The following is a 26,283-nucleotide window of genomic DNA, read 5'->3' on the forward strand; positions in this document are numbered from 1 at the left end:
CGAAGTCGAAGTTTATACTTTCTTATCTTTTAATAAAAAGGTTGTATCCCTGTGCACAATCCAGGGTATACAACCTTTTTTTATTTGATGATTTTCCGATTTCCTCTATTAATCCTCTTTTTGAATAAATATAGAATTAAAACCTTAAATAACTTCCTTGTCGGTGGAAAAAGCATTAAAAAGCCGATAATGTCGGTAACAAATCCCGGTGTTAATAAAAAAGTTCCGCCGATTAAAATGCAAATCCCATCTAATACCGCATCCCCCGGAAGCTGACCGCGGCTTAACTGCTCTTGGACCTTCCGAATCGTTTGCAGCCCTTCCCTTTTCGCTAAATAAGCACCAAGGACGCCTGTTAAAATAATCAGCAACAAGGTCGGCCAAAAACCGATGGATCTCCCGAATAAAATCAATAATCCAATATCCGCTGCCGGTATCGCAATGATTAATAAAAATAAATAACGCATGGAATACTCCTTCCCAGCCAAATTGGAATCTTGAATTACACTCTTGTAAATAATAGTACCAAAATTACAGGAGGGATAAAACTATGGGGACTTGTGAACTTTGCGGACGACAAGAGGTAGAAACAACCGTTCATCACCTGCTTCCAAAAGAAATGGGCGGCACATTCGGGGCAACCGCGAATCTTTGCATTCCCTGTCACAAACAAATTCATGCCCTCTACACGAATGAGGAAATTGCCGCCCGGCTTACTACCTTACCGGAACTAAGAGCGGATGAAAAGCTGGCAAGTTTTATCAAATGGATTCGTAAGCAGCCCTCCACGAAGATCATGAAAATCAAAAAGTCGAAACAACGCAGACGAAAATAATTGCTAAATCCATTTTAATCGCGTACGATTAAGTTGTACACGATTTACTTTTTATAAAATGGGGAGGAACGAATATGACAACCGTTTATGATTTTAATGTAGCGAAGACCAATGGGGAAATGAAATCATTGAAGGAATACGAAGGAAAACCATTAATTATTGTCAATACAGCAAGTAAATGCGGGTTTACACCGCAGTTTAAGGGTCTTCAAGAATTATATGAAAAGTATAACGATCAGGGTCTTATGGTTTTAGGGTTTCCTTGTGATCAATTCAACAATCAGGAATTTGCCAATATTGACGAAACCACTCAATTCTGCCAAGTAAACTATGGTGTAACCTTCCCGATGTTTGCCAAAATTGATGTGAACGGTGACAAGGCAGATCCTTTATTTACCTTTTTAAAAGATCAGAAAAAAGGACTTCTTTCGAGGAATATTAAGTGGAATTTCACGAAGTTTCTTGTCGATGCTAATGGGAACGTCGTCGAGCGCTATGCCCCAACGGTCGATCCACGCAGAATGGAACAGGATGTCCAAAAATTATTTTCATAAAGGTGATTATTTGAAAGACTTTTTTACGTTAAAAAATCAACTCTGTTTCGCCATCTACGAAACGGCCAGTAAATTTACCAAGCTGTATACGGCTGTCCTTCACCCCTTCGGGTTAACCTACCCACAGTATTTAGTCCTATTAGCCTTGTGGGAAAATGATGGAGTAACGGTTAAAGACTTAGGCGAAAAATTAGCGCTTGGAACCGGAACCTTAACGCCGATGATCGCCAGAATGGAGGGGAACGGCTGGCTTCGGAAGGAACGTTCCACTGAGGATGAAAGAAAAGTATTTATTTTTTTAGAAAAGAAGGCATTGGAGGAAAAGCTGGCCATTACCAAAAAGGTCAGCGAAAAGATCGAGACCTGTAATATTGAGTTTGAAGAATATAAGCAGCTCATGGAGCAATTACATCGATTACATGGCAAGCTTCGGCAACAAAAATAGACACGCGCTGGATCTGGACCATTCTCAAAGCGGATGAACTTTCTTATTTTACCAGCTGGGCTGACGCCCGCCCATTCACTGGACATCTATCCTGCATACATTACAGGTAGTAAGAGTCTATTCTTGCTGCTGATTACAGAAAAAGGGAGATGTATGCGCATGTTTGGAGGATACGGCGGATACCATGGGGGATATCATGGAGGGTTCCATGGCGGCTACCCTGGAGGATATCACCATCATCATGGATATTTTCATGGGGGTTACCCTGGTTATGGATATGGCGGATATGGCGGCTACGGCGGTTTCGGTTCACCATTTGTTGGCGGATTCCTGGGCGGCTTAACGGCAGGTGCCCTAACTGGCGGCTATCCTGGATATGGATACGGATATGGCGGTTACCCATACTATTAAATAAAAGAAAAAAACGTCCGGTTTGCATGTGTGATCGCAATCCGGACGTTTTGATTAGTTGTAACCTTTTTACTTTTGTGGAATTTCTCTGATTTTTTTAGAAATGAGAGCAAAAAAAATAGAGGGCCCTGGCCCTCCGCCATTTTGGTTATATAGCTTTACTAGAAAAATACGATTTCACCTTTTTTATGTCATTCGATGATGTTGGGAAAAAAACTTCATGTATGTCAAAACTTATGCGGTTAGTTCTTCTATTAAACCCATTTGCAGGTTGATTAATCGATCAAGTCTTTCACTAAGTCTTACCGTTTCGGCGGAGGTAAAGCCCTTAGAAAGGCCTACTGTTATCATTTTTAATCGTAGATTTTCAATTTGTAAAAATAGATCCTCATTCGTCATTTGCGATAACCCCTTATATTAAAGCTGCCTGTGATTTAAGTTTACTAGTTGTAAGCGAATACATGGAAATAGTTTTCATCATCAAATATCGACACTTTTTATGCTCATTATGGTGATAATTGTTAGGATACTAATAAAGGGCTCGATATTACGTTTAATCCATAACGAAGTCCCTCGGATTTTGGCGAACTTGGGAAAATTACCAAATCTATTAATTTAAATGCTCAATGCTTTACATCGTGCCTTTCACATGGTGCCTGACACCATTATTCCGTTTTTGACTATGTTTATGGTTAATTGTCAACTTTACCTGCTATTTTCCGAAGGATGTCGTCATACTTTAGCGAATGATGGAATATAGATAGTATCACTCAACTAATAGATAAGGGTGATGGTGAAGTGAAGACAGAACAGGTGCGTTATGAGGGAAAACTTTTTATTGTGATCTATAAGTATAGTTCGGGCTATTGGGAAATTAGAGAGAAGGACAGCAGATTTACTGTACAGCTGGTACATGAATCGGAAGTGCAGCCAGTTGCAGAGACCGTTACCTCTTAAGGGGGCGGTCTTTTCAACTGTCCGAAAACTTTCATCTTTTAAACCCTATTTCCATCTTTATACACTTTATAATCATGTTAGGAGCCGTTTTTCTAATGATGAGGATGGAGGTTTAAGATGATGAAGCAATTCTGGACATTGGCAATACTATCGCTTTTATTGTTAGCAGGCTGTTCATCCAATGCTGCCGACAAAAAGGAAGCATTGGATGGAGAGACGCTTTACGGAAATAAGTGCTCAGCCTGCCATGGAGGCAATTTAAAAGGCGCTGTCGGACCACCTATACTAAATATGAGCAGTAAATACTCGGAAGATGAATTATTTAAGATGATCACAGAAGGATCCGATAAAATGCCAGGACATCTTTTAACCGATGAGGAATCGAGAGTCGTTACCAAGTGGTTGATGGAGAAGAAATAAGTAATTAACTAATTTACGGTACAAATATAACTAAAGGTGACAGGCACCATGTGAATGATTCACATGGTGCCTGTCACCTTTAGACTTTCTACTTTTTCGTGTCTTTTATGACTTTCTGACGGACGTAATCGAGGTGGAGGTACATTTGGTGGAAAGCTTCAAATGGATCTCGGGCGGCGAGTGCTTGATAAATCGCGGTATGATGGCGGACCGTCCGCTCTGGTTCACGCACCTTAATTTCATTATTAATCTTCACCAGCGTCACAATTAACGAATCAATCATGCCTTCAACAATTGGGTTATCCGCACTCAATGCAATAATGCGGTGAAACTCAATATCCGCTTCCCCATAGTCCCCATCTTGACAATTCTCAATAAAATCAATCGTCTCCTTTAATCTTACCAGCTCTTCCTCACTAATCTTCTCGGCAGCTATCGTAATTAGCCCTAATTCCAATGCCATCCGTGCCTCTACGATCGCCTGCAGGTTATCATGCGCTAACGCTAGCATAACAGAAAAGGGATGACTGCTAATCTTATTATTAAAAAAAGTTCCCTCACGAGTTTTCCGGGTAATCACACCTAATGATTCTAGTGAACTAAGCGCCTCACGCAGTACCGGCCGGCTGACATTCAAAATTCCCAATAATTCCATTTCCGTAGGAAGCTTATCCCCAGGTTTTAGCTGGCCGCTAATTAATAGCTGAACAATACTTTCTATTACCTGCTTTGATAACGTATTTCGTTGAACATATTCTATATTTATTTTTTTAGAAGAATCTTTCATCTTCAGTCTCCTCGAGTCACAATCTAATTTGTAATCTCTTCCATTATTACCTTAAATGAAAAAAGGTTCAAGTGTAATAAATAGGCTTAGATCTCCCGAGCTCTAGGCCTATAGCTGCACCATTTTCTAATTTCCACTAAAAATAGCTGCCAAGAAAACTTGGCAGCATACACCTTGGTTATACCCTTAATACACGGCAGATATTTTCTGCGGCAAACTCAATATTTGTTTCTCCAGATTTCAACGCGTCCTCCAAAGAGTTCACTTCTGTTAAAATACCAATAATAGCCGTAAACCCATTCTCATACAAAGGCTCCACACCTTTGCCAATCCGGCCGGCAAATGCAATCACAGGGATGGAATACTTCCGGGCAATCGTCGCTACACCAAACGGCGTTTTACCAAAAAGCGTTTGCCCATCAATGCTGCCTTCCCCTGTAAATACATAATCCGCACCTTGGATGCGCTCCTCAAGGCCGGTATACTCAATCACAAGGTCAACACCCTTTCGCAACCTAGCATTCAAAAAGGCCATCAACCCGGCACCAAGTCCACCTGCTGCACCGGCACCCTCCATATGGGCAATATCTTTATTCAGCTGCGCTTTCATCACTTCCGCGTAATGAGCTAAATTTTCATCGAGCAAGGATACCACTTCAGGAGTCGCTCCCTTTTGCGGTCCAAAAATAGCAGAAGCCCCGTTTTCACCGATTAACGGATTAGTAACATCACAGGCCACATCGATTTTGACATCTTTCATTCTTCCATCCAAGCCGCTTAGATCAATCGTATGCAAGCGGCCCAAGGCACCGCCGCCAAGTGATAGCTCTTCGCCGTTTTCATCTTTAAACGAAATACCAAGTGCTTGAAGCATGCCTGCCCCACCATCATTGGTCGCACTGCCGCCAATTCCAATTAGAAACCGGCTAACACCTTTGTCTAATGCATGCTTAATTAATTGCCCGGTTCCATAAGTGGTGGTCAATAACGGATTGCGCTCTTCAGGTTTTAGTAATTCCAATCCACTGGCACTTGCCATCTCAATAACAGCGGTTTGCCCCTCTCCCAAGAGACCGTATTCCGCGATGACCTTTTTACCGAGAGGTCCGAGCACCTCAGTTTTAATTATTTCCCCATTCGTCATACTGACGAGCGATTCAACTGTGCCTTCCCCGCCATCAGCCATTGGAACAATCACACACTCTGCATCAGGAAAAACGTTCCGGATTCCTCTTTCCATTGCAAGGGCAGCATTTTTCGCCGTCATACTTTCTTTGAACGAATCAGGCGCTAGCACAAACTTCATAATGATCTGTCCTTTACGGTTAATTGTAAAAAAATAATGTATTTTAATAAGAGAAGGGTGACACCATCGTCACCCTCTATAGTTTTGATTATACTAGTACATGAATTAACGCACCAAGCAAGGGCGCTTGTTATCAAACTTCCAGCCTGGAATGTAGAACTGCATACCAACCGCATCATCACGAGAATTTAATCCCATATTGTTATATAATTCATGAGCCTTCATAATTTGCTCCATATCAACTTCCACACCTAAGCCTGGCTTATCAGGGATCGCTAAGTGGCCATCGACAATTTGGAATGGATCCTTCGTTAAACGCTCAATGCCTTCCTGCCAAATCCAGTGGGTATCAATTGCTGTAATTTCACCAGGAGCAGCCGCAGCCACGTGGGTAAACATCGCTAGTGAAATATCAAAGTGGTTATTGGAGTGTGACCCCCAAGTTAAGCCCCAATCATTACACATTTGTGCGACACGGACAGAACCTTGCATCGTCCAGAAGTGCGGATCTGCAAGTGGAATATCCACTGATTGCAAGGAAATCGTGTGACCCATTTGGCGCCAATCCGTTGCGATCATGTTAGTTGCCGTTGGAAGACCTGTTTGTCTTCTGAATTCAGCCATGACTTCACGGCCAGAGAAACCATTTTCCGCACCACATGGATCTTCTGCATAGGTGAGAATTCCATGCATATCTTTGCAAAGCTCAACCGCTTCTTTTAATGACCAAGCACCATTTGGATCAAGAGTGATTCTTGCATCTGGGAATCTTTCTTTTAATGCCTTAATCGCTTTAATTTCTTCTTTCCCTTCTAACACGCCGCCTTTTAGCTTAAAGTCCTTGAAGCCATAAAGCGCTTGGGATGCTTCGGCAAGACGGACAACCGCTTCTGGAGTTAACGCTTCTTCGTGGCGGATCCGGTACCATTCCACTTCCGAATCAGGATTGCTGTAATAGGGAAGATCCGTCCGATTGCGATCGCCAACATAGAACAAGTAACCAAGTGTTTTTACTTTGTCACGCTGCTGGCCTTCGCCTAAAAGTGCGGCAACCGGAACATTTAGGTGCTTTCCTAAAAGGTCAAGTAATGCTGCTTCAATCGCGGTAACAGCATGAATCGTAATCCGTAAATCAAATGTTTGCAACCCGCGGCCAGCTGAATCGCGGCCGGCAAATTCTTGTCGAATCTTATTTAAGATATTGTTATAGTTACCAATTGATGCGCCAACTACTATTGCTCGTGCATCTTCAAGCGTTTTGCGGATACTTTCGCCGCCTGGTACTTCCCCAACACCGACATTTCCATTGCTGTCCTTTAAGATGACAATATTTCTTGTAAAATAAGCTCCGTGTGCGCCGCTAAGGTTTAATAACATACTGTCACGTCCAGCAACTGGATAGACTTCCATTTCTGTCACAACTGGAGTAGCGTTAATAACTTTCTCAACTGTATTCATGGGGATGATCTCCTTTTAGGAGAGAACGCAGGGCTTTAAGATGCTGCGTTCTCTAGTCATTTTTTAAAATATAATTAACGAGAAATCTCAACGTTTGCTAATTTTTCATAGTATTTTAATAGACTGCTGTGGTCTTCAAATTCATGACCATCGACTTTCAATGCATACATCATTTCTAAAACAGCGGCAGTTAATGGCGCAGGCGCACCGAACTCATGACTTGTTTCCATTGCGTTTGTTAAATCTTTAATGTGTAAGTTGATTCGGAAACCTGGGTCGAAGTTACGGTCCAGCATCATTGGCGCTTTTGCATCTAAAACGGTACTTCCGGCTAAACCGCCGCGGATCGCTTGGTAAACTGCTTCTGGATTTACACCCGCTTTTTGCGCTAACACGAATGCTTCCGATACAGCTGCAATGTTTAATGCGACAATGACTTGGTTCGCAAGCTTTGTGACGTTACCGGCACCGATTTCACCAACGTGTACGACCGATCCAGCCATTGCGGCTAATACCTCTTTCACTTCTTCAAAAACTTCTTTCTTACCGCCAACCATGACAGAGATCGTACCATCAATGGCCTTTGGCTCGCCGCCGCTGACAGGGGCATCTAGCATTTCAACGCCTTTTTCAATTAATGCACGATACACTTCTTGAGAAGCTGCTGGTGCAATGGAACTCATGTCAATGTAAATTAATCCATCATATGCGCCTTCAATCAGTCCGTTTTCTCCGAGTGCAACAGCTTTAACGTTTGGAGAGTTTGGAAGCATGGTGATGACGATATCTGCTTTTTCAGCGATTGCTTTTGGCGTTGTTTCTATTTCTGCCCCTAATTGTTCAAGTTCTTTGACTGCCTCTTTATTAAAATCACTCACGATTAACTGATAGCCTGCTTTAATTAAGTTTTTGCTCATCGGCTTACCCATAATTCCTAATCCAATAAATCCAATTTTCTTCATTTCGACAACACTCCTACAAATTTTTTTATTTAAAGAGAGTACAAGTATGTACTATCCTTATTAGAAATTGTCTAGCTTCAGCGCCTAGGGGCTCGGGGTCATAAGCCCCTGGTCAAGGCGCTTCCGCTTTTCTAGTTTTGATACCATAGCGGGCAGCAAACTCCTCATGGGAATAAGTAATCTATGATTTACTGCCCGGTTGACTCAAAAGAAATGATTATCCTACAAACATATTGAGAATTAATACACCGATTAAACCAATGATGGCAAGTGCGGTTGTATAGGTTGTTCTTATTTTAATTGCTTCAGGAACCGATAAATTGAGATATTCCTTAAACATCCAGAACCCTGGATCGGTTACGTGAGAGAAAGCAATACTTCCGCATGTAACGGCAAGGGTCATTAATTCCATGCTAATTCCGGATGCTTGAGCAATCGGCAGTACCACTCCAGAAGCAGTCATTACCGCAACTGTTGCAGAACCAAGAGCAACCCGTAAGAGAGCCGCAATAATCCAAGCTAGGATGATCGGAGACATGTTCCAGCCCGATGTTATATCTTTGATGTAGTCAGCAATTCCACCGTCAACAAGTACTTGCTTAAAGGCACCGCCTGCACCAATAACCAAAATAATCATGGCCATCGGCTTAACCGCATTCGAACAAGACTGCATTACATCTTTCAGCGGGCGGCCTATTCTAGGTCCTAGCAGCCACATAGAGATTAAGAGAGCAAGTAATAAAGCCATTTCAGATGAGCCGAAGAAATCCATTGCATGCCTAAAACCGTTGCCTTCTGGTAAAAATAACGTACAAATCGCGTCAGCAGCCATTAGTACGACTGGAATAAGAGCTACGAAAATACTTGAGCCAAAGGATGGCATTTCTTCTTCTTTAAACGTTTTGTTCGTAATAAGCCCTTCTGGAATGATTGGATTAATCTTTTTAATAAATGGAAATCTGGTCCAGGTATAGGCGATAAAAGTAGCTGCTGGAATGGCAATAATCAAGCCGTATAATAGAGTCAAGCCCATGTCGGCATGGAAGACGCCAACAACTGCAGCTGGTCCGGGATGCGGCGGGAGAAAGCTATGACAGGTTGATAATCCAACCGACATTGGTAAAGCAACCCACAATAGATTTAACTTTGTCTGACGAGTAATAACGAATACTAGAGGAATCAATAAGACAAAAGCGACTTCGAAAAACATGGTAATCCCAAGAACGAATGCAGCGATTAAGATCGCAGCTTGAATCCGTTTAATTCCCATTTTGTCTACTAAACTAGTAGCAATCCGCTGTGCGGCTCCCGCATCAGCCATAACCGTTCCAAGCATAGCCCCGATGCCAACAATAAGAGCCGTCCCGCCCAGTTGGCCTCCAAGACCATCACCAATGGTGTCCCAAATTTTATCCAGTGGCATTCCGACAAGCAAACCGACAAATATAGAAGTTAAGAGAAGTGCAATGAAACCGTTCATTTTTAGCGGAATCATTAAAACAAGTAAAAGGACAACTGCTAAGGCAACATACAATAATGGCATGTTATTTCTTCCTTCCCTTTAGGAAATTAATAAATTTGATAAAGTTCTAGATCTCTTAAAACATTTTCTAAAATTTTCTTGCTTTCTGGATTCATCTCCGCTGCAGGAGCAAATGCGTAACCAACATCAATTCCTACCATTCTTAAGCCTTCTTTTAACACAACAGGGAATGTTGCTTTGTCCACAGCTAAGCGTAATGGAGCAAGTTTGAATTGCAATTCTAACGACTTCTGGTAGTCGCCAGCCACAAATGTGTTGTAAATATCCGCCACTAATTTAGGTGCAATATTTCCGGTGCTGGCAATGGCACCAGTGGCACCGTGACATAGTCCTGCATAAATGAGTGTGTCACGTCCTAATAAAACGGAAAAGGATTCGCGCGGAGTTACCCGTAAGTACTCAGCCGTTTTCGTAAAATCTCCGCTTGAGTCCTTAATTCCGATAATGTTGTCAACCTTACTAAGTTCTTCACACGTCTTCACATCAATTTTCACCTGGGTACGGGCTTCATTTCCGTAAAGGATGATTGGAAGATTGGTAGACTTAGCAATGGCCTTAAAGTGATCCGCTAACTCCGTTTGCGTAGGTGACATAAAATACGGAGTAAGGACGGATAATGCTGCAACACCGCCAATTTCTTCAACCATTTGAGCTGTTTGGATACAGTCTCTCGTGGTGATTTCACTAGCCCCACAATAAACAGGGACCCTTCCAGCCGTGTGATCCACCGTTACTTCTACGACACGGCGCTTTTGCTCAGGTGTTAAACCGTAAATTTCGCCGCTCGACCCTAGGATAAATAATCCGTGGACACCGCCTGCAATGGTGTAGTCGATGACTTTTCGTAATGCCTCTTCCATCAATTGACCGTTTTTATCTAATGGTGTGACTAATGCGGGGATTACCCCTTTTGGCTTAAACATTTTTTACTCCTCCCAGCTGTTTAGACTCTTGCTTTTGGACAAGAAGATCTTAAAAAAATACATTGTGAATCAATTCACATATCTTGTTTTTATAAAAGATTATTATTCTTACGTCAAACCTATATCAAACTTCGTAATCATAATAACCTATATTCTGTAAACAAGTATGTGAATGGTATGACAAATTAGTGATAAGTGATGATTTCTTTTTTAAGTTCGTGAATCATTTCACATATCTATCGTAAACGGTTTCGCTGAAAATAGCTTCGTTCAATTTGATAAATTTTTTCTAGATGTTTTTAGTCATTTGACCAAAATCCTTTTGGGATGTGTGAAAAATAGGAATGAACATTAGTCAAGTGACTAATTATTGACGATTTTATCAAACATGGTTAAAACTTTTTTGTTTGTTTTTAGTAACCGTTTACATTTTTATTGTATAATTGTCTTACAAATAAATCATCATTCAAATCGCTAATAATCATTGTACTTTTTTGGGCAAATAAACAAATATTTTTTTACTATTCTAAAAATAGACAATCACCGGGGGGGAAAACGGATGAAAATGTATCAAGCCCTAGCGCAAGAAATCGCCGATAAAGTAATGAACGTCATTCCCTATAATGTTAACATCATGGATGAGATTGGTTTAATTATTGGGAGCGGGGACCCGAAACGGATTGGCACCTACCATCAGGGAGCGATTTCCGCGATTGAGCAGGGAACGATTGTTTCAATCTATCATTCCGAGGAGGGCTCCCAGCCAGGTGTCAATATGCCCATCCATTTTCGAAATAAAATTATGGGCGTTATTGGAATCAGCGGGGACCCCAACATTGTCGGTCCTTTTGCTGAATTAGTCCGAGTTACTGCTGATCTATTAATCAACCAGGAGTTTCTGTTCAGGGAACGACGTATTCAAGAGCAGATCAAAGAGGAATTTTTGTATCAATGGGTGTTCCGCAGCGAGGAATATGACCCCGGAATGATCAGCAGCGGGGAAGCAATTGGAATTGTTTTAACGTTAGAACGGAAGGCCATTGTGGTAAAGGGCCATATCGCAAAGGAACCGTATCTGTTAGAGCAGGAGTTTTCTTTTCGTCTTAATCAAGACACCATGCTTTTTGTTGTCCCAACTGAGAGTGATGTGGTGAAAAGAATCGAAGCGATCCATTCTCAGGATAAGCTAAAGATTGGGATCGGCAGCAACTATACCAATGTGTCCAAATCCGTCCATGAAGCCCGGCGTGCCATTGAAATTGTCGAACGGATGGATCTCCCTCAAACCATTTGCCATTATCAAGAGCTAAAGTTTATTGACTACCTAACTAATAAAGATATTTCTTTTACTGAGATCACTGATTTTTATATGGAACTTGATGAAAATCCAAAAGGGCAAGAGCTGATTGAGACCTTGATTTGTTATATAAAAAACTCCGGTGACATGAATGCTATTTCGAAGGAGCTTCATATTCATCGGAACAGCTTGGCCTATCGATTACAAAGGATTGAAGTTCTGACCAATAAAAATCCGAAAAACTTTATGGATTTATTCCAGCTTTTCACAGGGTATATTCTTTATAAAATGCAAAAACAGCCCTAAAGGCTGTTTTTGTTATCCTATATAGGAGATTATCGCAATTCCAATCAGTGCAATGATGGACAAATGCAGTCCATTAGCGCGAAGACCCGTTTGAACTCCGGAAATCCCCGCAAAACGGCTGACCATCAGATTTAATCCCGAAAAAGGACTAAGGGCGGTTGAAATCGACCAGGTAAGCAGGAGCAATAAGGCCAGGCCAATATTACTTATCCCGATCTCGGCAGGATTTAACTGCATAGCAAGCGCACCCACGGCCGCAATTTGGTGGATCCCCATATAGGTGATACTTAAAACAATCAGCATCACGGCAAGCGCAAACAAGATAAACGACCGATCTGCCAAATGGCCAAGGAAGGTACTAACCCCATTCGCGGCACTTGTCCCTTTTATCGCAAAGGCCAGCATCCCCGCACTCATAAACAACATGATTTCATTATTCAACATCGAAACGGTGCGGTCCCGGAAGTCCACTAATGGAGCGGCCATTCGTTTCCAATCTTTCGACACTCCCCCGTACCCTAAAGGAACTAGGATCGACATCAAACAGACGATAACGATCATCGACCAATGAGTAAACTTCTCCACCACCAAGCAGGCACTCATTAAAATGACCACAAATAGAACAAGCTTGATCATTTGCCGGCTGTGCTCTTTATCGATTGGAGCGTTGGGGGTTAATTTTTCAGAAAGCGGATTTCGTCTTTCCCATACAGCAAACAAAATATTTCCGACCACTAGCGATAAGATCGAAAGGCCAATTCCGTATAGAATGTACTCTTCAAAGGATATATTCAAGTAGTGCAGGACCAATGAAACCGATGCAAAATAGGGTGACCACATGACTGCTGTTGAAAAGCCGACCAGGTAACTTTTGGCTGACATGGTGGATGGCAGTTCAATTTCCTCCATAAACTCATTTAAAATTCGGACCGAACCTAGATTGAGGACCGGTGCTAATAAAAAAAGAGTTCCGGTAATACCTGCGTATAACTTTTTCGGCTGATGCATGAGGTTTCTTAATAAGGCAGCAATCGATTCAAAGTACCCGCTCAGCCTTAAAGGAACCGATAGAAGCGGTGCAAGTGTCAACAGGCAAAGTAACGGCAGAATTAAGAAAATCCCATCGCTAATTCCCTGGACCCCCGTTCCCTTTTGCGATTCGATGAGGATGCCCGCTGTCATCATGATGATGCCGAGCCAGCGCGGAAACCGATCTGCTTTAAAGGCACTGCCCAAGAATGCCAATAACGAAAGCCCAACGACGACAAACTGCAGCCAATTGAGCTCGGCAAAATATTGAACTAAGAATAAAGCGCACATCCCCAATATGAGGTAACTTCGCATAGAAAACGTCTCCCTGCCAGAATCATTTTAATAGTTTTCTATAATCAAGCTATATAATAATCCCAGAAAAATGACAATACAAGAAATTTTTTATAGATACCTACCCATCTTCAACAGGTATCTTGATTTTAAAAAATCAATTTACGGTGTAGATTTGTTTCGTAAAATTCTCGACCAACTCCATTGAAATTGGTTTACTAAAATAGTAACCTTGCATTTTATGACAGCCAATGCTGCATAAGTAATCGTATTGCTCGAGCTCCTCCACCCCTTCTGCCACCACATTCATCCCGAGGTTTTTCCCCATTGCCACCAAGGAACGGCAAACCGCTTTTTGGCCGGAATTATCGTTCAGGTCTTGGATAAAGGATTTATCAATCTTAATCGTATTAAACGGGTACTGAACCAAGTAACTAATCGAAGAATAGCCGATCCCGAAATCATCCAAAATGATATCAACCCCAAATCCCTGTAACTCTCTCATCGTCTTCAAGGTTTTCTCAACGTGCGTCATCGCGGTCCGTTCCGTTATTTCTATTTTTAAAAAGTCCGCTGGTAACTTGTACTGTTTTAACGCACGCTTAATGGTTTCAATGAAATTATCTTGATGAATTTGCCGGGCCGGAACATTAATCGAAATATAAAATGGGGCTAAGCCTTGGTCCATCCAGCGGCGCCGTTGGCTACAGGCGGTATATAAAACCCAATTACTTAGTTTTATGATAAGGTCCGATTCCTCGGCGATTTGAATAAATTCCCCTGGAGAAATACTACCTAATATCGGATGTTCCCAGCGAAGAAGTGCCTCCAGACCAATAATCTCGTTCGTATGGACATCCATAATCGGCTGGTATTCCAAATACAACTCTTGGTGTTCGATTGCCTGGTGAAGATATTGCTCGATCAGCATTTTTCTAGACAGGCTTTTGGACATGCCCGTTTGATATTGCTGAATTCCTGTTTTATTTTCCTTTGCCAGATACAGAGCATGATCGGCCCGCATCATGAGCACGTCCGCTTCCTGGCCGTGGTCAGGAAAAATACTTGTCCCAATACTGACACTAAGTCGATACTCATGGTCCAGGATCTTAATGGGCTGAGCCATGACGGAGCTGATTCGCGCAGCCATTTCATCTATTGCCTGGCTATTGGGCAGATTTTTTAATAAAATCACAAACTCGTCCCCGCCTTGACGTGAGAGAATATCGTCTGTTCGTAGATTTTCCTTTAACCTTCCGGCCATCCTTTGAATAATTTTATCCCCCATTTTGTGTCCTAACGAATCATTGATGTCTTTAAAGCGGTCCAAATCAATAAATAAAATGCCGACAAAGTGATGCTTTTCAGTTGCCTCAATCAAAGCTTTTTGCAGCTCCAAATCCATTTTTCTGCGGTTCGGGAGCCCTGTTAGGGTATCGTGAAAAGCTATATACTCCAGCTCTTCTTCGGTCTTTTTTCGATGGTCGATATCCACAACGACTCGATCGTAACGGATAAGGCTATTTGTCTGTTCATCATATACGGGGGTGATATAATCTAAAATCCATTTATAATCCCCATACTGCGTACGGATCCTGTATTCTAGTTTGGCAGAACGGCCATTTTCGATGGAACGCAGCTGTTGCATGACTTGATCTTTATCACTTGAATGGAGGATCTCCTCCCACAAGCAGGTATTTTCAGTAAATTCCTGCTTGGAATAACCTAAAATAGGTTGGCAAGCTGAGGAAATCGCCACGGTTTTCATCGTTCTAGCGTCGACTGACCATAAACAGATGTTCAGTTCACTAAGGATTTTTTCCCACTGGGTGGTGTTAGGTGTTGCCGAGCTATGTTCCATTTTTTCAGGTTGTTCGAACATAAAGCCCAGAATTCCTTGTATCTCCCCTTCAATTTCGAGTGGAATGGACAGGATTTGGACAGGGATACAGGCGCCATTTTGGTGCCGAATCGAAAGTTCCAGTCTCACTTGTTCGCCTGAAAGAACACTTTTAAGGTGATGAATGGCTTGATCAATGTGTTCATCCTTTAGTTGGGAGATGAAGTTCCGTTTAAACTCTGTTGCTCTTGGATACCCGATGAGCCGTATAGCAGCATCATTTGAAAGGACAATGGTGCCTTCTAGATCGAGAATGTAACAGGGAATTGGCAGGTTTAACAGAATGGACTTAAAGGATTGGATAAAAGTCTTTAAATCGGAGTGCTTGCCTTGATTTCTCATAGAGGGCTCCCTTCAGCGGAATGTGGAAATACATCTTTATCATAGCGAATGATTTACATTTTTACTGTTTGAAATGTCACTTCTAGGGAGTTTTTTTGATAAAAAATATGGTATTGGATTTGACTTGGTGTTGTTTAACTGCTTCATTTGTTCATTAGGCGAGCTCTATTGGACGGTACCCGGCCGTCTGCTAGATTATCTGTCCAATAGACGGATTCTATTGGACAGAGTCCGGCCCTACTTCATTATTTGTCCAATAGAAGGACTCTATTAGACAAAAACAGGCGGTCTGCTAGATAATTTGTCCATTAGACCGACTCTATTGGACAAAAATCCTCAGGTAACTAATCATACTGTCAAATAGCCACTTTCCAATAGACTAAATATTCAAGTCCCCCTCGGAAAGTCCATTAGCAATGCTTCAGCCCCCTCCTTAGCGGACAAACGTAATAAAATCCACATTAACCGGTTCGAATCCATCCTCTCGCAGCAGCCGGTTAATCTGGCCTCGATGGTACTGACCGTGAAGCGCTACATGCGTAAGGATATCCCCCACTGAAGTCGAAAACTCCTGCCCGGTACTATTTTTATAAACGATTACATCCTCCATGGTTGTCTCTGACAAACCGCCAAGAAGTCCTGAAAAGCGTTGTTGATTTTTCAAAACCAGGTTTAAACACTCCTCGATCGTCAGCTCTGTCCAAATTGCTTGAGGATTGCTGTCTAAGCCTTGAAGACGATTGAACCATACCTCTTCCGCAAGCAGGAGATGAGAAAATAATCGTTTAGTCTGGTGGTTCCGGTCCCCTTTCGCATTCAGCGCCTCAACAATCCGAAGATTAGCCCAATCCAAATGCTGAAACATTTTCATAATGATGTTCATTTTACCGCCCCCTCCACTAATGCACCTTCCATTTTTGTTACCATCAAAATCACCTCGCCTCTATCTTACAACATTGTTAAAATCTGGTATAGTTCTGCAAATTTTCTGCTTCTGCGACACCTAAAATTATTTTTTTAAAAAAGTAATCTTGAACGTAAAATCATCGCAAATTCGGCTGAATTTGCTTAAATCGCCTCCAAATTTTTCATTTAAACTGCAAAAACATTCGATCAAACCCCTATTGCCCTTCAAATTGGAAATTGTGGGATTCGCTGTAAATCTCATTTCTCGGTATGGTAAAGCTACCTAGGAATTTGATTGGAACGCGCGCGGGTCCTCGAGAGGTTTTTCGTAGTGGATAGCTTTGAGGAGTTAGTAGAACAATATACGCCTATGATTCATCGAATCTTGCACTCTCTTTCGATTTACCGTAACAAAGATGAATTCCATCAGACTGCGTTAATTGCACTCTGGGAAGCACAAATAGGATTTGACCCCCAAAAGGGAAGCTTCACGAATTATGCTTATAGCTATATCAAAGGGAAGTTATTACTTGAGCTGACAAAACGCAGTCAGTATGAGGCCGGAAACGTCTATCCGAACGAGGAATATTGGGAAGTAGCTGAAGGAGATTATTCGGATAGACCGCTGGAGCTGGAGCAGTTGTTATCTTATTGTGAAGGTTTATCGAAAAAGGAAACCAAATGGGTTGTGGCTGCCTTTGCAGAGGATTTGTCTGTAAAGGAAGTGGCAGCACGTGAGAAGGTTTCAGTTTCTGCTGTGAAACAGTGGAAGTTGAGTGCCCTTAAGAAACTGCGGGCAAGTCTTGCGTTACTAAAATAGACCCTATTTTAAAAAGAAACAGAGGCCATTTCGCCTCTGTCTCTTTCGTTTTAGTTAGAGATCGTGACAACTCTTCCTGGAAACGTCTTGACCTTGCCGTTTTTTCCCGTTTCCCTTATGGTAATCGTATGTTTGCCGTTACTAAATCCTAACGTGTTCAGCACAAAATGGTAGCCGGCATTCCCATTATTAAACTCAGGATACGCCTTTAGCACATCGGGTCTGGCATCTCTGTATGCCGCCTGGCCGACGACCCTTCCGTCCACAAGAACATCAATGGTCGAGACGGTGCTTTCGTCTAAAAACCAGCCTGATATTGTTTTGCTTCCGCTGATTGTAGTATTGGCAGCCGGCTGATCGAGATATCCTCTAACATTCGAAATCGTGAAGGTTTTTGTCGGCAGTATGGAAACCAATCTGTTTCTTCCTGTTTCCCTAACTGTAATCGAATGGACTCCATCCGCTAATTTTGTTGTATCTAGAGGATAATGATAACCAGCATTGGCATTGTTGTAGGCAGGATAGGCCTTTTTCACATCTGCTCTTACATCGCCATAAGAGGCTAGACCAACCACTTTTCCGTCTACCAATACTTCAATCTTGGCAACATGACTTTGGTCCAAATACCAGCCTTTTACGTTATATTGTCCCTTCGCTATTTCATTTGTTACCGGAGTTTCTAAAGCTCCTTTTGCATTTGAAACCGTGACAACCCTTCCAGGCAATGTACTAGTCCATCCATTTTTGCCTGTTTCCTTAATCGTAATCGTATGTGTTCCATTACTCAATTTCTTTGTGTCCAAACCATAATGGAAACCAGCATTCCCATTGTTATAGTCAGGATAAGCCTTTTTCACATCCGCTCTTACATCACCATAGGAGGCTTGGCCGACCACTTTCCCATCAACCAGCACTTCAATTTTTGAAACATTACTCTCATCTAAGAACCAGCCTGATAGATTGTAAGTTTCATTGATGGATATACCTGCCCCTGGTTTATCAAGGTATCCTCTTGATGATCCGTATGTAATCGCCTGTCTGCCAAATTGCTCCCAGCCTCTAAGGAAGGAGGTTCGGGATATCTTGCGGTTTTTAATATTCGCAAGTGGATCATTAAAATAGACATAGTTTGAATCATAACCGGTAAGCAGAACACTATGCTCATGAAAGGTCATTCGAATCGGCCCGGTTGGTGTTTGGATGGTTTTCCATTGACTGCTCGGTACCGTGTTGAAGGTACTAGTGGAAATCACCCAGACCGGTTTGCCTTTGCTCAATTGTTTTAAAATCACATCGAATGGTTGTCCGGTAAGATCAATTGCATTAGTATACCGATTGGCTAATTGATAAATGGGGCCATGATAGACAGAATAACCAATCCTTCGCCCGGTAATGTCCCCAACGAAGCCGGTATTCGGATTTCCCCAGTAAATCGTACTTCCAGACACTCGGTAAGGTGTCGGGTCCTTTTTCACTTGATTGGCTAACCCCATTTTGGTTACATTAATTCCTTTGTACCGAAGCAGCATGGTTAAGCTCGTTACCTCGCAGCCATTCTTCAATTCAGGTAATTGCGAGATAAGCGGTACGTTCAGCGTTGTCTGGGCATAGGAGGCAGAGGGTAACAGAAAACTGGCAGCACTGATGACCCCAAAAGCAATCGCTGATGAAAGGAATTTAAATTTCAAACGATTCAATTGACCAACTCCTTATCTTTCTCTTTGTCAATTAAGTAAACAATTGGATTATTAACTTTCCTTTAACCAGATTACCAAATATGGAAGGATATTCTACTATTCTAGCAAGAATTTCATGGTAAATATAGACCTTAATGACTACAAAGCAGCTTTAGATGCGGAAGTGAGGGGGGCAAACGATCTAAACTATTTTTATCCCAGCCTGTCCTTTTAGCCTCTAAATCTATATATATAAGACGAAAGGAGGTGATACACATGGCAGAAGCATTACTAGAAGGAACAAAACTACGCTTGGTTTTTGATGGAGGCATTGATAATGAAGGAAACCCTATCCTCAAATCAAGAACCTTCAGCAACGTCAAAAAGGAGTCAACCGTCGACCAGCTACATCAAGCAGCACAAGCCATCTCAGCACTGTGCAACGACTCACTAAACAGTGTAGAACGCACTGACACCTTCGAAATCCTAGGCTAATCCTTCGGTTCGGAGTAACTTGAAGACAGAATGAAGTGTCCACCTGGCAGAGACAGTATCCATGTTTGGTGCCTGTCACCATTTTCACTAATGACACTAATTGCACCAATGACACCAAAGATACTGTGAACACCATTAATAACTCTTGTACGAGGAAAAGGAGGTGATTAGGATGGCAAAGACGTTGGAATTGCAGTTTGGAACGGAGTATGGTAAGACTGCCCGCATCTCGGTTGATAATCCAAAGGAACCGATTGATGAGGAAGTGGTCAAGTTATCGATGGCACAAATTATTGCTGCGAATGTTTTCACGACTGGAAGCGGCAAGTTAGTGGCTTCAAAAGGAGCCAGGGTGATCAACCGTGACGTAACTGATTATGAACTTGCATAATAACGGGAGGCCGGATTCGCTTTGAAGCCGGCCTCTTCTTTATTCAACAGTCTCAGTAGAGAAAGGAGATGAATGTGGTGGAACAAATCATTCCCCTCATCAGTGAAGTGGGTTTCCCGATTGTGGTGTCCCTTTATCTGTTATATCGCATTGAGTCAAAATTAGATTTAGTCGTGCAGTCGATCCAGAATCTCCCTGACCGAATGAGGGAGCGGACATAACGTATAAAAGCCACCTAGCACGAAATCAAACTTACACGGGTGGCTTTCTTGTGTTTTTAAGACAGGAGTGTCTGTTTATGAAATGAACTTATTAGACTTTTTTATCCAATTCATGCACCTTTACCCCTCAATTTTGACTAATTAAATTAGGCTTTTAGCTGCTACAGCGATATCCTGAGCCGTTAATTGATATACTTCCTGCAAGTAGTCCACTTTTCCAACCTGCCCAAATCTTTCACGGACACCAATGCGCTTCATTTTGGTTGGGCACAGTTCACTCAACACCTCAGCAACCGCACTTCCTAGTCCGCCAATCACGTTATGATTCTCGGCTGTGATGATTGCTTTTGTTTTTTGGGCATACTTAACTATTAACTCCTGATCGATTGGTTTGATGGAAAACATATCAATTACCGCGGCTTCAATGCCTTTTTCTTGCAGCAAGTCTGCGGCCTTTAATGACTCTGCCACCATAATACCACTGGCAATAATCGTCACATCACCGCCGTCCCGAAGCACCTTGCCTTTTCCTGTTTCAAAAATTTCATTTTCCTTGTAAATCTTGACTGCATTCTTACGAATCGTCCGGATATAATGAATACCATGCTCTTTTTCAATTTTACGAAGCAGATATCCTAACATAGTAGAATCACTTACTTCATAGACAACCGCATTTGGAATCAAACGAACAAGGCCCAAGTCTTCAAAGGTCATATGGGTACCACCGTTGTGCTCAGCGGTAACACCAGCATCAGAGCCCAAGATTTTAATATTTGTTTTGGCATAGGCACCCGAAACAAACAATTGGTCAAAAGCTCGTCGAGTAGCGAACTGTCCAAATGTATGCACATAAGGAATTTTTCCGGTAAGCGAAAGTCCCGCCGCAACTCCCAGCATATTGGCTTCCATAATCCCACAATTGATGAGTTGATTTGGGATTTGCTTGCTGATTTTACTGGTAGATATTGCGCTCATTAAATCCGCTTCTAACGCAATCACATTAGGATTTTTTTTAGCCAATTCAAGTATGGTATTGGCATACATCTGCCGCATTTCCATGTTTTCTAATTCATAGCTTTGGGATGCTGTTTGAATCATTAAGACACAACCTTTCCAAGTTTGTTCTCTAATTCCTTAATAACAGCCAAGATGGCTTCCTCATCCGCTTTACTTGGACGGATATGATGGTTATCAGCCTTTACTTCTAAATACGGAACACCTTGTGCCTTGATGGTATCCAAAATAATTGCCACCGGTTTGTTGGACTGTTCTTTCCCTTTTTCAATAGCTTCATAGATTTGTTTCAATGAACGACCATCAACCTTCATGGTATAAAACCCAAACGCATTAAATTTCTCTTCTAAATCTAGTGGATCAATAATATCCTTGGTTGGCCCATCTAATTGCTTTTTATTGTCATCTACGAACACAAAGAGGTGGTTTAGTTTATGATGGGCAGCAAATTGGAACGCTTCCCAGCATTCTCCTTCATTCAGTTCACCATCCCCAACAATACAATAAGTGAAGTTGTCTTTAGCAGAGAGTTTATGAGAAAGAGCTACTCCCACCGCCGCTGAAATTCCCTGCCCTAAGGAACCCGTTGTCATATCAACGCCCGGCGTTAAATGTCGGTCCGGATGTGAAGGGAGAGTGGTACCATTTTGATTAAGTGTGTACAGTCGGTCTAAAGGGAAGTACCCTTTAAGCGCCAATGCAGCATAAAGACCTGGTCCGCCATGACCTTTTGATAAAATGAAGTAATCTCGATCCTCCCATAGAGGTTCTATCGGATCCACCTTCATCACTTCACCATATAAAACAGCCAAGACTTCTACAATCGATAGACTCCCGCCATAATGTCCAAAGCCAAGATGATGCAGTTCCTTTAGCGTCATTAAACGAATTTCATCGCGATATCTTTCTACTTTTTGAAGATCGATCTCCATTAAAAATCCTCCCTTACTTTCTTAGGTGCCAGGCACCAGCCTATTTTTGCAAAAAAAGAAAAGCAATACAGGGCTGTCAGCAGTAAAGCTGCTGCAGCACCCTGGAGTGCTTTGATTAAATTTGACCATTAAGCCCCGATTTGGGAATTAGTGTCGGCTTTGTCCTTTTTGATAAAGCCAAATATGATAGCCACTAGGACCAGAGCCACCACGGTAACAGTTACACCTGTAGCGCCCATTGAATTGGCAATATTACCAAGAACAATACCAGAAGCAGCAAAGTCGGCATCAGAAAACGTCGTGCTGGCAAAACCTAAGTCGCCAAGGACCGGCATTAAGAAAACAGGCAGGAAGGTAATTAACAAGCCATTTGCAAACGAACCAATCGTTGCCCCGCGAATACCTCCCGTGGAGTTACCAAATACACCAGCAGTTGCACCTGTGAAGAAGTGTGGTACAACACCCGGAAGAATAATGATCGCACCTGTAAATCCTAGAATAACCATTCCGACAATCCCGCCAAGGAAGCTGCAGAAGAATCCAATTAAAACTGCATTTGGTGCATAAGGGAAAACAATTGGGCAATCCAAAGCTGGTTTGGAGTTTGGTACAAGCCTTGTTGAAATCCCCTTGAATGCAGGAACAATTTCTGCTAACACAAGACGAACACCTGAAAGGATCACAAATACACCTGCTGCGAATTTAACTGCCTGGATAAGAGAGAATACAAGATAATGAGTTCCTCCGCTAAGCTCTTTCTCGATATAAGATGGGCCAGCAAATAGAGCGATAATGACATAGAGAATGATCATGGTTAACGCAATGGTTACAGAGCTGTCACGTAAGAATCCTAATCCCTTAGGGAAATTAATCTTTTCAGTTGATTTGGAATTTTTCCCAACCACTTTTCCTACAAGACCGGCAAGTACATATCCTAAGCTTGAAAAATGTCCAAATCCGATACTATCGTTACCCGTAATTTTTCTCATAAATGGCTGACAGATTGCTGGGAAAATAGCCATGATTAATCCGAGTGCCAGAGAACCAACGACCACGAGTGGAACACCTTTTAAACCGGATACCGCTAGGATTACGGCTAGCATACAAGCCATGTATAAGGTGTGATGACCAGTCAAAAAGATATATTTTAGTCTAGTAAACCTGGCGATTAAAATATTGGCTAACATTCCAAAGAACATAATAAAGGCGGTGATACTGCCATATTCTTTTAACGCCATGGCAACGATGGCTTCATTGTTTGGAACAACACCTTTTACATGAAACGCCTGTTGGAACATCTTTCCGAAAGGATCAAGAGATGCCACGATAATATCTGCTCCTGCGGAAATGACTAGGAACCCCAAGAATGTTTTAACGGTTCCTTTGATAACGTCACTCGTAGGTTTTTTCTGAATAAGAAGACCGATAAGTGCAATTAATGCAACCAATACTGCTGGTTGGCTCAGAATATCCATCACTAACTTAAGAATTCTTTCCCCCATAAAAATTGCCTCCTTTTAATGAAAACAAATCGATATTGGTTTATTTCTTAGAGAAGTCCCTTTTGTTGAAGCACCTCGTGAAGTTTCGCGCGAATGCCATCCATGTCGATAATGCTGTCAATTACAATTACCTCACCTAAGTGCCCCATTCCTTCTGCAATATCTCTTGTCGCAATAAACACGTCTGCATCTGCCGGGGTTGCTGAGCTTAGGTCGGTATGCTCGACTTCAATCCCACTTAACCCCAACTCCGATAAAATTTGTTGAACATTCATCTCTAACATAAAGCTGCTTCCTAAACCTGATCCACACACGGCCATAATTTTCATAAAAATCCCTCCAGCTTTGTATATTTACTTACTAAAATCACAATCTATTTTTCTAGCAAACCTAAGGAGTGCCAGGGTATCAGCTGACCTCAGAGTATTGCTTAAATAGGCAAATAATTTCTTCCATCGAATCTACTGTTTTTAGAAGTTCAATGTTGTTCTTGTCACTTAGAAGCTTCGTCAATTGCGAAAGTGCCTTAAGATGGGTTGTATTATCGACAGCTGCAATACAAAACAGCAGGCGAACCGGATACTTTTCATCATTTAAAAAATTGACTGGCTGATGAAGTTTTAAAAAGCTCATACCTACCTGATTAACCCCCGTCTCTGGTCGCGCATGCGGGATCGCCACTTCAGGGCCAATTACGACGTAAGCACCCAATGTCTTAATATTTTCAATCATCGCCGTAATGTAGGATGGCTCAATGACCCCTTTCCTTAGCAACGGATTTGCGGCTACTTTTACAGCCTCCTCCCAATCAGTAAGCTTTTCAATAACTTGAATGGTTTCATCTTGCAATAAATCTTGTAACACTGGTTGTCTCCCCCTATTAATCTCTGCCTTTTTATGAAATGTCATTTGACTTAGTGCTTGCTTCAATCCATTTTCATCATAAATATTGGCAAATTTACCGATTGTTTGAATCAGTTCTTTCAACGAGATATCATGATATTGAATTCCAAACAGATACTGATAAACTTCAGTAACCAAGTTGTTTTTTTCAATTGGTGTCATGATGGGCTTTACATAGAAACAAGGAAGTATGGTATCCAGCTTTACTGTTGAAAAAACTAAATCATAGCGGTCACACCGATTCTCCTTGAACTCTTGTAAGGATAATGTCTTTTCAACGGTAATCTCTGAAAATAGCGATTCTAGCTGATGTTTGACCATTAAAGATGAACTAATTCCACTTGGACAAACGACAATCGCCTGTTTCTTTTTCGGCATTGCCTGCTTAGGTTTATCTAACAGAGCACCAAAATGAATCGTAATAAACCCGACTTCCTCCTCAGGTATGGTGATTCCAAGCAATAATCCAATCGGATGTAGCATTTCTTTCACAATCGTATAGAGCTCTTTATGCTCACTCTTAATTTGATTCAAGAGCGGATTATCGATCGGAATTCGATACTTCATTCGAAAATAGGCCGGTTTTAGATGCTGGTATAGCGTTTGAATAACTTCATCCTTTTTTTCAAAAACAATACATGCCTTGGATTCAAAATCAAAAACAAGCTGTTCACATAGTTTAAACAGTAAATCATGACTACTTTCATGAGCAGAACTTCTGCCTAATGACAAGCCCAGTAGTTGGATCGTCATGTAGGATACCTCTGATTCCTTTTGCTCAACTGGGATTTGCTCACTTAACTGTCTAGCCACTTTCCACATCGGATCTCTATTTAATAGACTCATTTCATCCGAATGAAATTTTGCATTCTTTCTTTCTTCCAAACGGTAGAAATAAAAAATAAGAAAATAGGCAAATTGATGTAACCGTTCTTCAACAAAATGAAGGTCAAACTGCTTTTCCAATTGTGTAAGAGTTCGGTAGATTTCCTCGTAATGAATGTGTCCATTTTTCTCCCGCAGCAGATGATCGATCAGCCTCTCAAAGTAGGGTACATGAACTAACTTAGCTAAGCAGTGCATCACAAGTACCCTTTTATCAAACTCTGTTCCCTTTAGGTGGTAGCCCTTTTGTCTTGTATAACGAATTTCCACCAAATATCGGCGATTTATTTCATTTGCTCGTTTCACATCAGAGATGACCGTATTCTTACTAACTTGCAAAAGCAGGGTTAGATGAATGGATGAAATAGGCTCCGTTCGGATAAACAGATAAAGGTAAATGACCGACAAGCGTTCCTCTTCTGTTAAGATGAAATCCCGCTCGATTGGGCTCGAGTGCTGCTTACGAAAATAGTCCAAAACCAACTCTGGTACCTCAATCGTCTGACTGCCCTTGTATGGTATGGGTGGTAGTTCTTTTTCCTTTAACCATTGATTCACTTTCTCCAAATCATAGGAGATTTGTCGTTTGGACAATTGGGTAGCAGCCATCATTTGATTTATGGTGGTATGCTTCACTTTTAGAAAATGATCCAATAAAAGTGCCGGACGTTTTTCAATGATCATTGGCTTAGCCTCCTGTAATCATCATATTATAAAACGCTTTCATTTAGTTGATGTATTGGTAACAAATGATGTCTCAACGTTTTTA

28 protein-coding genes are annotated in these 26,283 nt (G+C 41.8%); 11 read left to right on the forward strand and 17 right to left on the reverse strand.

Going from position 1 to position 26,283, the window contains the following annotated elements; genetic code table 11:
• Nucleotides 1–80: 80 nt before the first annotated feature.
• Nucleotides 81–467 (reverse strand): FxsA family protein, encoded by a 387-nt coding sequence (locus J7E81_RS26815; protein WP_215047242.1) that lies wholly within the window; start codon nt 465–467, stop codon nt 81–83.
• An 83-nt stretch (nt 468–550) separates the two neighbouring features.
• Here J7E81_RS26815 and J7E81_RS26820 point away from each other — a divergent pair, with 83 nt between their 5' ends.
• From J7E81_RS26820 to J7E81_RS26835, 4 genes are all read left to right on the forward strand, one after another.
• A complete protein-coding gene (locus J7E81_RS26820; RefSeq protein ID WP_215047243.1) occupies nt 551–835 on the forward strand; it encodes an HNH endonuclease in 285 nt (94 codons plus the stop codon).
• A 74-nt stretch (nt 836–909) separates the two neighbouring features.
• Entirely contained in the window at nt 910–1,389 is a 480-nt protein-coding gene (locus J7E81_RS26825) for a glutathione peroxidase (RefSeq protein ID WP_215047244.1), read from the forward strand.
• Nucleotides 1,367–1,834 (forward strand): MarR family winged helix-turn-helix transcriptional regulator, encoded by a 468-nt coding sequence (locus tag J7E81_RS26830; RefSeq protein WP_251028904.1) that lies wholly within the window; start codon nt 1,367–1,369, stop codon nt 1,832–1,834. Before J7E81_RS26825 ends, J7E81_RS26830 begins: the two co-directional genes overlap by 23 nt.
• Before the next feature lie 159 nt (nt 1,835–1,993).
• Entirely contained in the window at nt 1,994–2,245 is a 252-nt protein-coding gene (locus J7E81_RS26835) for a spore coat protein (protein ID WP_251028905.1), read from the forward strand.
• A 234-nt stretch (nt 2,246–2,479) separates the two neighbouring features.
• On the opposite strand, the gene J7E81_RS26840 is transcribed toward J7E81_RS26835, so the two are convergent.
• A complete protein-coding gene (locus J7E81_RS26840; RefSeq protein WP_098531386.1) occupies nt 2,480–2,644 on the reverse strand; it encodes an aspartyl-phosphate phosphatase Spo0E family protein in 165 nt (54 codons plus the stop codon).
• Between the two features lie 399 nt (nt 2,645–3,043).
• On the opposite strand from J7E81_RS26840, the gene J7E81_RS26845 reads away from it, so the two are divergent.
• Both J7E81_RS26845 and J7E81_RS26850 read left to right on the forward strand, forming a co-directional pair.
• The gene (locus tag J7E81_RS26845; protein ID WP_215047245.1) at nt 3,044–3,202 is read left to right on the forward strand and encodes a hypothetical protein; all 159 of its coding nucleotides are present in this window, start codon (nt 3,044–3,046) and stop codon (nt 3,200–3,202) included.
• A 117-nt stretch (nt 3,203–3,319) separates the two neighbouring features.
• Nucleotides 3,320–3,622, forward strand: a complete 303-nt coding sequence (locus J7E81_RS26850) for a c-type cytochrome (protein WP_215047246.1) — start codon at nt 3,320–3,322, stop codon at nt 3,620–3,622.
• 88 nt (nt 3,623–3,710) lie between these two features.
• On the opposite strand, the gene J7E81_RS26855 is transcribed toward J7E81_RS26850, so the two are convergent.
• The 6 genes from J7E81_RS26855 to dapA all read right to left on the reverse strand — a co-directional run bounded on the left by J7E81_RS26855 (nt 3,711) and on the right by dapA (nt 10,601).
• The gene (locus tag J7E81_RS26855; protein WP_215047247.1) at nt 3,711–4,409 is read right to left on the reverse strand and encodes a FadR/GntR family transcriptional regulator; all 699 of its coding nucleotides are present in this window, start codon (nt 4,407–4,409) and stop codon (nt 3,711–3,713) included.
• A 178-nt stretch (nt 4,410–4,587) separates the two neighbouring features.
• Nucleotides 4,588–5,715, reverse strand: coding sequence for a glycerate kinase (locus tag J7E81_RS26860; protein ID WP_215047248.1), 1,128 nt, complete (start codon nt 5,713–5,715; stop codon nt 4,588–4,590).
• Nucleotides 5,716–5,820: 105 nt separating this feature from the next.
• Nucleotides 5,821–7,173: a glucarate dehydratase gene (gudD, locus tag J7E81_RS26865; RefSeq protein WP_215047249.1), complete on the reverse strand. Its 1,353-nt coding sequence runs from the start codon at nt 7,171–7,173 to the stop codon at nt 5,821–5,823.
• A gap of 74 nt (nt 7,174–7,247) precedes the next feature.
• The gene (gene garR, locus J7E81_RS26870) at nt 7,248–8,135 is read right to left on the reverse strand and encodes a 2-hydroxy-3-oxopropionate reductase (RefSeq protein WP_215047250.1); all 888 of its coding nucleotides are present in this window, start codon (nt 8,133–8,135) and stop codon (nt 7,248–7,250) included.
• Between the two features lie 217 nt (nt 8,136–8,352).
• Complete coding sequence (locus J7E81_RS26875; RefSeq protein WP_215047251.1) at nt 8,353–9,678, reverse strand: gluconate:H+ symporter; 1,326 nt, start codon at nt 9,676–9,678, stop codon at nt 8,353–8,355.
• Nucleotides 9,679–9,704: 26 nt separating this feature from the next.
• Nucleotides 9,705–10,601, reverse strand: a complete 897-nt coding sequence (gene dapA, locus J7E81_RS26880) for a 4-hydroxy-tetrahydrodipicolinate synthase (protein ID WP_215047252.1) — start codon at nt 10,599–10,601, stop codon at nt 9,705–9,707.
• 559 nt (nt 10,602–11,160) lie between these two features.
• Between dapA and J7E81_RS26885 the strand changes: the two genes are divergently transcribed.
• Nucleotides 11,161–12,204, forward strand: a complete 1,044-nt coding sequence (locus J7E81_RS26885) for a CdaR family transcriptional regulator (protein ID WP_215047253.1) — start codon at nt 11,161–11,163, stop codon at nt 12,202–12,204.
• Between the two features lie 12 nt (nt 12,205–12,216).
• Here J7E81_RS26885 and J7E81_RS26890 read toward each other — a convergent pair whose 3' ends face one another.
• The 3 genes from J7E81_RS26890 to J7E81_RS26900 form a co-directional block, all read right to left on the reverse strand.
• The gene (locus J7E81_RS26890; RefSeq protein WP_215047254.1) at nt 12,217–13,548 is read right to left on the reverse strand and encodes a hypothetical protein; all 1,332 of its coding nucleotides are present in this window, start codon (nt 13,546–13,548) and stop codon (nt 12,217–12,219) included.
• A 136-nt stretch (nt 13,549–13,684) separates the two neighbouring features.
• Entirely contained in the window at nt 13,685–15,769 is a 2,085-nt protein-coding gene (locus J7E81_RS26895) for a sensor domain-containing protein (RefSeq protein WP_215047255.1), read from the reverse strand.
• Nucleotides 15,770–16,202: 433 nt separating this feature from the next.
• Complete coding sequence (locus J7E81_RS26900) at nt 16,203–16,652, reverse strand: DinB family protein (protein ID WP_215047256.1); 450 nt, start codon at nt 16,650–16,652, stop codon at nt 16,203–16,205.
• Nucleotides 16,653–17,006: 354 nt separating this feature from the next.
• On the opposite strand from J7E81_RS26900, the gene J7E81_RS26905 reads away from it, so the two are divergent.
• The gene (locus tag J7E81_RS26905) at nt 17,007–17,495 is read left to right on the forward strand and encodes a sigma-70 family RNA polymerase sigma factor (RefSeq protein ID WP_215047257.1); all 489 of its coding nucleotides are present in this window, start codon (nt 17,007–17,009) and stop codon (nt 17,493–17,495) included.
• 50 nt (nt 17,496–17,545) lie between these two features.
• On the opposite strand, the gene J7E81_RS26910 is transcribed toward J7E81_RS26905, so the two are convergent.
• The gene (locus tag J7E81_RS26910) at nt 17,546–19,192 is read right to left on the reverse strand and encodes a C39 family peptidase (protein ID WP_215047258.1); all 1,647 of its coding nucleotides are present in this window, start codon (nt 19,190–19,192) and stop codon (nt 17,546–17,548) included.
• Between the two features lie 255 nt (nt 19,193–19,447).
• Here J7E81_RS26910 and J7E81_RS26915 point away from each other — a divergent pair, with 255 nt between their 5' ends.
• The 3 genes from J7E81_RS26915 (at nt 19,448) to J7E81_RS26925 (ending at nt 20,278) form a co-directional block, all read left to right on the forward strand.
• Nucleotides 19,448–19,666 carry a DUF1659 domain-containing protein gene (locus J7E81_RS26915; protein ID WP_215047259.1) on the forward strand — a complete coding sequence of 73 codons (219 nt, stop codon included), beginning with the start codon at nt 19,448–19,450 and terminating at the stop codon, nt 19,664–19,666.
• A gap of 172 nt (nt 19,667–19,838) precedes the next feature.
• Nucleotides 19,839–20,057, forward strand: coding sequence for a DUF2922 domain-containing protein (locus J7E81_RS26920; protein WP_215047260.1), 219 nt, complete (start codon nt 19,839–19,841; stop codon nt 20,055–20,057).
• Between the two features lie 77 nt (nt 20,058–20,134).
• Nucleotides 20,135–20,278: a YvrJ family protein gene (locus tag J7E81_RS26925; protein ID WP_215047261.1), complete on the forward strand. Its 144-nt coding sequence runs from the start codon at nt 20,135–20,137 to the stop codon at nt 20,276–20,278.
• Between the two features lie 141 nt (nt 20,279–20,419).
• Here J7E81_RS26925 and J7E81_RS26930 read toward each other — a convergent pair whose 3' ends face one another.
• The 5 genes from J7E81_RS26930 to J7E81_RS26950 form a co-directional block, all read right to left on the reverse strand.
• Nucleotides 20,420–21,376, reverse strand: coding sequence for a transketolase family protein (locus J7E81_RS26930; protein WP_215047262.1), 957 nt, complete (start codon nt 21,374–21,376; stop codon nt 20,420–20,422).
• Nucleotides 21,376–22,224, reverse strand: a complete 849-nt coding sequence (locus J7E81_RS26935; protein WP_215047263.1) for a transketolase — start codon at nt 22,222–22,224, stop codon at nt 21,376–21,378. The genes J7E81_RS26930 and J7E81_RS26935 overlap by 1 nt, the downstream gene beginning before the upstream one ends.
• 128 nt (nt 22,225–22,352) lie before the next feature.
• Nucleotides 22,353–23,726, reverse strand: coding sequence for a PTS ascorbate transporter subunit IIC (locus J7E81_RS26940; protein WP_215047264.1), 1,374 nt, complete (start codon nt 23,724–23,726; stop codon nt 22,353–22,355).
• Nucleotides 23,727–23,773: 47 nt separating this feature from the next.
• On the reverse strand, nt 23,774–24,055 hold the full coding sequence (locus J7E81_RS26945) for a PTS sugar transporter subunit IIB (RefSeq protein WP_215047265.1): 282 nt from the start codon (nt 24,053–24,055) through the stop codon (nt 23,774–23,776).
• Between the two features lie 79 nt (nt 24,056–24,134).
• Entirely contained in the window at nt 24,135–26,198 is a 2,064-nt protein-coding gene (locus J7E81_RS26950) for a BglG family transcription antiterminator (RefSeq protein WP_215047266.1), read from the reverse strand.
• Nucleotides 26,199–26,283: the final 85 nt, after the last annotated feature.

The sequence above is a fragment of the Bacillus sp. ISL-18 genome (assembly GCF_018613415.1).
Lineage (GTDB): Bacteria > Bacillota > Bacilli > Bacillales > Cytobacillaceae > Neobacillus.

Coding starts and splice junctions, on each gene's coding strand:
- J7E81_RS26815 (WP_215047242.1), bottom strand. CDS start 467: ATGCGTTATTTATTTTTATTAATCATTGCGATACCGGCAGCGGATATT.
- J7E81_RS26945 (WP_215047265.1), bottom strand. CDS start 24,055: ATGAAAATTATGGCCGTGTGTGGATCAGGTTTAGGAAGCAGCTTTATG.
- J7E81_RS26935 (WP_215047263.1), bottom strand. CDS start 22,224: ATGGAGATCGATCTTCAAAAAGTAGAAAGATATCGCGATGAAATTCGT.
- J7E81_RS26890 (WP_215047254.1), bottom strand. CDS start 13,548: ATGCGAAGTTACCTCATATTGGGGATGTGCGCTTTATTCTTAGTTCAA.
- J7E81_RS26900 (WP_215047256.1), bottom strand. CDS start 16,652: ATGAACATCATTATGAAAATGTTTCAGCATTTGGATTGGGCTAATCTT.
- J7E81_RS26895 (WP_215047255.1), bottom strand. CDS start 15,769: ATGAGAAATCAAGGCAAGCACTCCGATTTAAAGACTTTTATCCAATCC.
- dapA (WP_215047252.1), bottom strand. CDS start 10,601: ATGTTTAAGCCAAAAGGGGTAATCCCCGCATTAGTCACACCATTAGAT.
- J7E81_RS26930 (WP_215047262.1), bottom strand. CDS start 21,376: ATGATTCAAACAGCATCCCAAAGCTATGAATTAGAAAACATGGAAATG.
- J7E81_RS26855 (WP_215047247.1), bottom strand. CDS start 4,409: ATGAAAGATTCTTCTAAAAAAATAAATATAGAATATGTTCAACGAAAT.
- J7E81_RS26915 (WP_215047259.1), top strand. CDS start 19,448: ATGGCAGAAGCATTACTAGAAGGAACAAAACTACGCTTGGTTTTTGAT.
- J7E81_RS26840 (WP_098531386.1), bottom strand. CDS start 2,644: ATGACGAATGAGGATCTATTTTTACAAATTGAAAATCTACGATTAAAA.
- J7E81_RS26820 (WP_215047243.1), top strand. CDS start 551: ATGGGGACTTGTGAACTTTGCGGACGACAAGAGGTAGAAACAACCGTT.
- J7E81_RS26830 (WP_251028904.1), top strand. CDS start 1,367: ATGTCCAAAAATTATTTTCATAAAGGTGATTATTTGAAAGACTTTTTT.
- J7E81_RS26860 (WP_215047248.1), bottom strand. CDS start 5,715: ATGAAGTTTGTGCTAGCGCCTGATTCGTTCAAAGAAAGTATGACGGCG.
- J7E81_RS26850 (WP_215047246.1), top strand. CDS start 3,320: ATGATGAAGCAATTCTGGACATTGGCAATACTATCGCTTTTATTGTTA.
- J7E81_RS26875 (WP_215047251.1), bottom strand. CDS start 9,678: ATGCCATTATTGTATGTTGCCTTAGCAGTTGTCCTTTTACTTGTTTTA.
- J7E81_RS26950 (WP_215047266.1), bottom strand. CDS start 26,198: ATGATCATTGAAAAACGTCCGGCACTTTTATTGGATCATTTTCTAAAA.
- J7E81_RS26835 (WP_251028905.1), top strand. CDS start 1,994: ATGTTTGGAGGATACGGCGGATACCATGGGGGATATCATGGAGGGTTC.
- J7E81_RS26940 (WP_215047264.1), bottom strand. CDS start 23,726: ATGGGGGAAAGAATTCTTAAGTTAGTGATGGATATTCTGAGCCAACCA.
- J7E81_RS26825 (WP_215047244.1), top strand. CDS start 910: ATGACAACCGTTTATGATTTTAATGTAGCGAAGACCAATGGGGAAATG.
- garR (WP_215047250.1), bottom strand. CDS start 8,135: ATGAAGAAAATTGGATTTATTGGATTAGGAATTATGGGTAAGCCGATG.
- J7E81_RS26920 (WP_215047260.1), top strand. CDS start 19,839: ATGGCAAAGACGTTGGAATTGCAGTTTGGAACGGAGTATGGTAAGACT.
- J7E81_RS26885 (WP_215047253.1), top strand. CDS start 11,161: ATGAAAATGTATCAAGCCCTAGCGCAAGAAATCGCCGATAAAGTAATG.
- gudD (WP_215047249.1), bottom strand. CDS start 7,173: ATGAATACAGTTGAGAAAGTTATTAACGCTACTCCAGTTGTGACAGAA.